This is a genomic window from Pseudomonas persica (assembly GCF_900291015.1).
Taxonomy (GTDB): domain Bacteria; phylum Pseudomonadota; class Gammaproteobacteria; order Pseudomonadales; family Pseudomonadaceae; genus Aquipseudomonas.
This window is the reverse complement of sequence record NZ_OLKL01000049.1, coordinates 1-241: the sequence shown is the minus strand read 5'-3', so window position 1 is coordinate 241 and position 241 is coordinate 1. Positions and strand designations below refer to the sequence as shown.

1 protein-coding gene is annotated in these 241 nt (G+C 62.2%); it reads left to right on the top strand.

From position 1 onward, the window contains the following. A partial coding sequence (locus tag FQ664_RS23890) for a dermonecrotic toxin domain-containing protein (protein WP_144175364.1) occupies nucleotides 1–241 on the top strand: 241 nt, incomplete at both ends.

Sequence of the window (241 nt, the reverse complement as noted above, 5' to 3'; positions counted from 1 at the left end):
GCCCAGGGCATTCAGGACGGTCTGCCGGACTTGCACACCTATGCGGCGACGCGCCTGCGCGAAGCGATGCTGCATGACCACCCGGTAGACGCCAATTATTTTCCTGATGACCTTATCCTCACGGTCGAGACCTTTGACAGTGACGGTCACGGGCTGGGCTTCGGCCAGAAGACCGGTGAAAAGACGTTGACCCTGACGCAGTTGGCGATCGGCCGCCTGGATGCCACCGCAGGAGGGGTGG